Origin of the sequence: Streptomyces sp. NPDC096012 (assembly GCF_040426375.1) — a bacterium.
GTDB lineage: Bacteria > Actinomycetota > Actinomycetes > Streptomycetales > Streptomycetaceae > Streptomyces.
In genome coordinates this window covers 12,210-19,156 of the sequence record NZ_JBEOTD010000037.1, presented here as the reverse complement: position 1 = coordinate 19,156, position 6,947 = coordinate 12,210, and the positions used below count along the sequence as shown (strand labels likewise).

Below are 6,947 nucleotides of genomic sequence, written 5' to 3'. Positions count from 1 at the left end.
GTCCTCGGTCTCCAGCAACCGGCTGACGTGCTGCGGGTCGTCGATGACGACCGCCGGCGCCGCGTCGTCGAGCATCAGCGCCCGCCGCTCGGCCGGGTAGGCGGGGTCCACGGGGAGGAAGGCGGCGCCCGCCCGGGCGACGGCCAGCTCCGCCGCGATCAGTTCCATCGAGCGCGGCAGGACCAGTGCGACCACGCGGTCCGGCCCCGCCCCCCGGCGTACGAGGTGGCCGGCCAACCGGTCCGCCCGGGCGGCGAGTTCGCGGTAGGACCAGGTGCGGCGGCCGTCGGTGAGCGCCGGCGCGTCGGGAGTCCGGGCCACCCAGGCGGTGAACAACTCGCCGAGCGTGGGCCGCGGCCGCGCCGGGGCGGCCACGGCGCTCTCCGAAGAGCCGGAGGGATGGCCGGACGGTGCCGGTGCGGATGCCGGTGCGGGCTTGTCGTGCAGGTCCGTCATGGGTGAAGTCCTTCTGCAGGGCTGGACGATGCGGCGCGGGGTGCGAAGGCGGACGCGCGCGGTCCGCACACCGGCGCCGGTGCGGCGGCTCGGGGGCGGTCACGCCGGGCGGCACGCCGGTGCCGTCGGGGCGGTCGGCGTACCCGGGGGTGAACCGGTGCCTCGGCGGCCCGGCGGCACACGGAGGGCGGGAGGGCCGCTGACCCGGAAGCCGCACGGCGCGCTTCGGGCCGGCGCCGGGCGGTGCGCTCCGGCGACGGCGACGGCCTACGGGCGTCCCTCAGCCGGCGGTGGGCGCGGGGGTCCGGCGGCCAGGTCGTCCGGTGGTCCGGCGGGCCGGGTCCGGGCGCGGCGACCGGGCCGGGCGGTCAGCCGTCGTCGGTGCGGCGGGCCGTGCGCCCGGATATCTGCACGCGGTCGATCCTGCCGGTGACGGGGTCGCGGTGGAAGTGCCCGCCGGGTTCCAGCCGGCCGGTGACCGGGTCGAGCAGATCGCACGACAGGTCGGCGTAACAGACCAGCGGCAGGCCCACGTCGCCGTCCACGGAGAGGGCCGATGAGCCGTCGGGCCCCGGGGCCACCCGGTAGGTGACGTCCCCGTTGCGGTAGGTGCCGACCGCGTCGGGCAGGGCGATGCGGGCGCCCCGGCCCCCGGTCGGCGGTGCGGCGGGGACCCGGACGCCGGCGATCCGGGCCAGGTCCTCGGCGAGGTCGCGCCAGAGGGCGGTGGCGCCGCCGGCGTTGCCGGTGAAGGCGACCACCACGCCGCCGGCGGGGTCGACCCGCAGATGGCAGGAGGTGCCCTGGGCGTTGCCGTCGTGGCCGCACCACACACGGTCGTCCTGCCGGTACAGCGCGAGGCCGGGCCCCCAGCCGTCGGCCAGCGCATTCGGGCGCGCGGCGCTCTCGGCGCGGCGCATCTCCTTGGCCACGGCGGGCGGCAGGACGTCCGAGCGGTCGGCCAGCAGCCTGCCGAACTCCCGCAGGTCGCGGGCGCTCGCCAGCAGTGCCCCGGCCGGCGCCTCCAGGGGTGCCAGGTTCTGCCGGGCCGGACGGGCCCTGCCGGTGGCGGTGTTGACGGCGTGACCTGCGGCCACGGGGCGGTCGGCGCCGCTGTCGCCGAGGAACGCGGGCACCGTCCCGAGGGGTTCGAGGAGGAGCGCCCGGACGGCCTCGTGCCAGGGCATGCCGGTGACCGCCTCCACCAGCCGTCCGGCGGCGACGTAGCCGGCGTTGGAGTACGAGAAGTCGGTCCCCGGCGCGAAGAGCAGGCTGCGGGGGGTGCACAGGGCGGTGAGGTAGCGGGCGCCGGTGGTCGCCGCCGCGGTGTCGGAGTCGGGTCCGGTGGGCAGACCCGAGGTGTGACTGAGCAGGTGGCGGATGGTCACCCCGGGCAGCTGCCGCAGCTCGGGGAGATGGGCGGCGGCGGGTTCGTCCGGGTCGAGGTCGCCGTCGTCGGCCAGGAGCAGCACCAGGGCGGCCGTGTAGGGCTTGGTGAGCGAGCCGAGGGGTACGGCCGTGTCGTCCGTGACCGGCGCACCGGTCGTGACGTCGGCGGTTCCGGTGTGCAGGGTGAGGAGGTCGGCGCCGGTGTCCAGGGCCAGTTGGGCGCCCGGCACGCGGTGCCGGCGGGCGAGGGTGTCGAGGCGGTCCTGCAGTTCCTGGCGTAATGACGGGGAGGGCGCCGCGGAGGGGGCAGGAGCGGTGGGGACGGTGTAGGGCATGAGAAGAGGACTCCCGTTGAGTGGGTCTCCTGTGCGGGTGACCGGTCCGGCCCGCAGGTGAACGGCGCGGGGCGGCCGGGGCGCCTGCGCGCCGGAGTCAAGCTCTGCCGACCTCGACCGGCAGGTGGCGTACGCCGATGAGTACGGCGGGGTTCTGGAAGGTGACGTCCTCGTAGGAGGGGACCGCCAGCATGCGGAATCGTTCATGCAACATACGCAGCGCGATCCGTGCCTCCAGCCGGGCCAGCGGCGCGCCGAAGCAGAAATGAATGCCGTGGCCGAAGGTCAGATGGGGGTTGGGCCGCCGGGTCACGTCGAACACATCGGGGCGGTCGAAGCGGGCCGGGTCGCGGTTGGCGGCACCGAGATGCGTCATCAGCAGGGCGTCGGCGGGCAGTTCGTGACCGCCGAGGACCACCGGACGGGCGACGCGGCGCCCCAGCTCGGGGAAGGGGGGCAGCCAGCGCAGCACTTCCTCGACGGCCTGGGGCAGCAGGGCGGGGTCGGCGCGCAGGGCGGCGTCGGTTCCGGGATGCCGGTCGAAGGTGACGACGGCGTTGCCGAGCAGTGCGGTCGTGGTGATGTGACCCGCGACCAGCAGCAGCGCCACGAAGCCGACCATCTCCTGGTCCTCGAGGCGGACCCCGTCCACCTCGGCGGCGATGAGCCTGCTGGTCAGGTCGGTGCCGGGATGGGCACGTCGGTGGCGGATGTGGTCCAGCATGTAGCCGTTCATCTCGCGCACCGTCGGCGCGATGGCCTCCAGCGCCCGTTCCAGGTCGGCCATGTCGGGGGTCTCGCCGAGCTGGTCGCCGCCGAACAGGACGCTCGCCCAGTCCTGGAACAGCCGGTGCTCCTCGGCCGGGATGCCGAGCAGTTCGGCGATCACGATGATGGGGAGCGGGTAGGCCAGCGCGTCGACGAGGTCGAAGCGGTCGCGGTCGGCCACGGCGTCCAGCAGCCGCGCGCTCACGTCCTCGATGCGGGGCCCGAGTTCCTGTACGACCCGCGGGGTGAAGGCCTGACTCACCAGGGTGCGCAGCTTGCGGTGTTCCGGCGGGTCCATGCCGACGAAGTTGCCCTGCCGGAAGGTCTCGAAGTCCTCCTGGGTGGGCGCGAGGGCGGAGAGGTCGGAGGAGTAGGTCGCCTGGTCGGCGAGCACGGTGGAGACCGTGGCGTGGTCCAGCACCTGCCATACGCCCTGGTCCTCGTCGTAGCGCACGGGGCCGGCCTCGCGCAGTCTCTGCCAGCGCTCGGGTAACGCCTCCAGGAGGAGTGGCTCCTCGGTCAGTTGCTCACTGGTCACGTGTTCTCCTCGGTTACGGCACACGGGCAGGGCCGATCGCGGACAGCGTGGTGCTTCGGGACGAGCACGACGGACGGACCGGGCGGCCCGGACAGGGCCTCGCCACCGCGTTCGCCACGTGCGGGCGTACAGCGGGCGACTCGCGCGGCGCTCGGTGCGCGGTCCGATGGTCAGACGGCCTCAGCTCGCCGCCACGACGGCTGGAAGCATCTCAACACGCCCGATGACGGACGCCGCCGCCGCGCGGCCGGCCACGGGCCCGTTCGGCACCCGCCCTTCCGGCGGACCAACCCGGCATAACACTTCCCCCTTGGTGACACCTCCCGCGCGGTGAGCGCGCGGGACCCTCCCGGTCGTGAACGGACAACGGGGGTCCGAGGACCCGGCCGCTCGAAACGAGGTGAGAGAATACGTGGTCCAGAGGCGTGTTGACCCAGGAATGGCACGTTCCGCACCTCAAAACACCTTCGTTTCGATGGAACCCGGCCACAGTCTTCACGGCGGGTCATCGGATAGCAACCCCATGAGGTTGAACGGAGAGTACTTCGGCCGTGCTTTTGCGTCACCACCCGGCCACTTCGTCCCCCCTCGCGCTCAGGCGACGCTCGGGCCGGGTCGCCGCCCCCGCGTGTGCCCGGGCATCCCGTCGCCAAACCGGGTGGCTCGGAAAAAAATCCGCTCCGGTGACCGGCCGCGCATCTGCGACCGGACCCCGCCATCCGCCGTGCCGGGCCCTGCCGTACGGCCAGGCGGCCGGCCCGAGCCGCCTCTGACCAGGGGAGACGATCCCGCTACTGACGGAGGCCGGGTCGAACGGCCGCACCGGAGCGCTTCCCTCCACCGGCCGCCCACGGCGGACGGTTCCGGCGAGCCGGGCGAGGAGAGTCACGCCACCGCCACACCGTCGAGAACGAGCCGAAGTACCGGCCGACGGCCACCACCCATACAAAATCAGCCATCCGGGCGCGTGGGGGCGCACAGGTGGACCGGTGTGCCGCGGCATGCTCCGGCTGCGCGGGCTTGAGCGGGAAGCTCCCGGGCAGTGACCACCCCTCGGCGCCCACGCGCGGGCGTGAGCGGCGCGCTCGCAGTGCGCGGGAATCCGCGCTCGCCGTGCGGGTGAGGCCCCCGCGAGGGAGTCTTGTCCCCTGGATGCGACGCGCGGCCGTACGAGGAGGTGGTCGGCGTGTCCGACGGGCCCGGGCCGGAACGGGCACCGGCCGCCGACTCGGTGCCGGTCGGGCAGCCGATGCTGTCGCTCGCGCTGGCCTCCATGATGGAGGAGGTGGGGGCGCACTCCGGCGCCGTGTACCTGCTCAGCCCCGACGAGCCGGTCCTGGAGATGGCCGTGACGGCGGGCATGCCGCGGGCCTTCGCCGCGCCGTGGCAGCGGGTGGGGCTCAGCGCGCCGATCCCGGTCGCCGACGCGGCACGCGACCGGCGGCTGGTGTGGGTGGGCGGCGAGGAGGAGATGGCCCGCCGCTATCCACGGATCTCGGTGGTGCTGCCGTACCCGTTCGCGCTGGCGGCGGTGCCTGTGGCGACGCGGCACGATGTGTACGGCGCGGTGTACGTGACCTGGCCCGGCGGCCACGCGCCGGAGCTGTCCGATGTGGAGCGCGAGCATCTGACGGGGGCCTGCGAGCGGCTGGCACTGCGGCTGGAGCGGGCCGCCGCGGAGAACCGGCCGGTCGGCCCGGAGTCGGATGTGCTCGCGGCGCAGGCGCCGGGCGTGGCGGACACGCTGGGTGCGGTGGAGGCGGCCCGGATGGCGTCCCGGTTGCCCTACGGCCTGGTCTCGCTCGACCTGCACGGCCGGATCGGTTTCGTCAACGCGGCGGCGGCCGATCTGCTCGGGAGGCCGGCCGGCGACCTGCTCGGCAGCCCGCTGTGGGTGGCGGTGCCCTGGCTGAACGACCCCGTGTACGAGGACCGTTACCGGGCGGCACTGATCAGCCAGCAGGTGATGTCGTTCGTCGCCGTGCGCCCACCGGGTGAGTGGCTGTCGTTCCGGTTGTACCCCGGCAGGACCGGGCTGACCGTGCGCGTCTCCAGGGCCCGGACGGCGGTGGATCCGGCGCGGCGGGCGCCGGCGGTGGAACCGCACCCGGCCCGGCTGGTGACGATCTCCCAGGTACTGAGTCTGGCGGGGGCGCTGACCGAGGCGGTGGGCGTGCAGGACGTGGTCCAGCTGGTCTGGGACGAGGTGGCCCCGGCGGTCGGCAGCCAGGCGTTCGCGGTCCTCGGCACGCAGGGTGGACGGCTGCACGTACTGGGGCACCGGGGATATGCGGACGCGCACGTCGTGGAGCGGTTCACCGGACTGCCGCTGACCGAGCGCACCCCGGGCGCCCAGGCCCTGAGCAGCGGGGTGCCCGCGTTCTTCGAGTCCCGGGCGGAGCTGGAACGGCTGTATCCGGGCCGGCACGACACCCCCGACGGCTACGCGGCCTGGGCCTACCTGCCGCTGATCGCGTCCGGGCGGCCGGTGGGCACGTGCGTGCTGGCGTACGCCGAGCCGCATCCCTTCCCCGCCGACGAGCGGGTCGTGCTGACCTCTCTCGGCGGGCTGATCGCGCAGGCCCTGGCGCGGGCCCTGCTCTACGACGCCAAGCACCGCCTGGCGCAAGGGCTGCAGCAGGCGCTGCTGCCCCGTTCGCTGGTCCCGCCGCCCGGCCTGGACGCGGCGGCCCGCTATCTGCCGGCCACTCACGGCATGGAGATCGGCGGCGACTTCTACGACCTGGTACCGACCCGGCCGCTGGCTGCCGCGGTGATCGGGGACGTACAGGGCCACAACGTGACGGCGGCGGGCCTGATGGGGCAGATCCGCACCGGGGTGCGCGCGTACAGCACGGTGGGGCAGGCGCCGCACGAGGTCATGGGCAGCACCAACCGGCTGCTGATCGATCTCGGTGCCGAGTTGTTCGCGAGCTGCCTGTATCTGCGGCTGGATCCGGGGCGCGGTCATGCCGTGATGGCGCGCGCCGGGCATCCGCCGCCGTTGCTGAGACGGCCGGACGGGCGGGTACGGGTGCTGGACCTGGCCGGCGGCCCGCTGCTGGGGATCGACCCGGCGGCGGTCTATCCGACGACCGAGGTCTCCCTCGCGCCGGGCTCGGTCCTCGTCCTCTATACCGACGGTCTGGTGGAGTCCCCGGGCATCGACATCGAGGACGCGTTGGTCGAGTTGGGCGGGCTGCTCTCGGAGGTCGGGAACCAGCCGCTGGAGGGACTCGCGGACGAGATCCTCCGGCACAGCGCGGCGGCCCGGGAGCGGCTGGACGACGTGGCGATGCTGCTGCTGCGGGCCCGCGACGACGCCTGACGCACGGCGGTCCGGTCCTCCCGCGGGAGGACCGGACGGTGCCCTGCCGCCCGGGCCCCGCCCGTTGGGCGGAGGGCCCGATCGGAAGAGGACACGGCTGTACTCCCGTCCCAATAGTGCGGGTGTCGGGTGT

Annotated in this window: 3 protein-coding genes and 1 pseudogene; 1 reads left to right on the top strand and 3 read right to left on the bottom strand. The window is 74.3% G+C overall.

The window, feature by feature from the left end; genetic code table 11:
• Window positions 1-6: 6 nt before the first annotated feature.
• The 3 genes and pseudogenes from ABVB68_RS28770 to ABVB68_RS28760 form a co-directional block, all read right to left on the bottom strand.
• Window positions 7-456 (bottom strand): annotated as a pseudogene (locus tag ABVB68_RS28770) (AMP-binding protein); the annotation flags it as partial.
• A 368-nt stretch (window positions 457-824) separates the two neighbouring features.
• Window positions 825-2,180 (bottom strand): serine hydrolase domain-containing protein, encoded by a 1,356-nt coding sequence (locus tag ABVB68_RS28765; RefSeq protein ID WP_353604082.1) that lies wholly within the window; start codon window positions 2,178-2,180, stop codon window positions 825-827.
• Window positions 2,181-2,277: 97 nt separating this feature from the next.
• The gene (locus ABVB68_RS28760; RefSeq protein ID WP_353604081.1) at window positions 2,278-3,486 is read right to left on the bottom strand and encodes a cytochrome P450; all 1,209 of its coding nucleotides are present in this window, start codon (window positions 3,484-3,486) and stop codon (window positions 2,278-2,280) included.
• Window positions 3,487-4,663: 1,177 nt separating this feature from the next.
• On the opposite strand from ABVB68_RS28760, the gene ABVB68_RS28755 reads away from it, so the two are divergent.
• Entirely contained in the window at window positions 4,664-6,814 is a 2,151-nt protein-coding gene (locus ABVB68_RS28755) for a SpoIIE family protein phosphatase (RefSeq protein WP_503006324.1), read from the top strand.
• Window positions 6,815-6,947 lie beyond the last annotated feature (133 nt).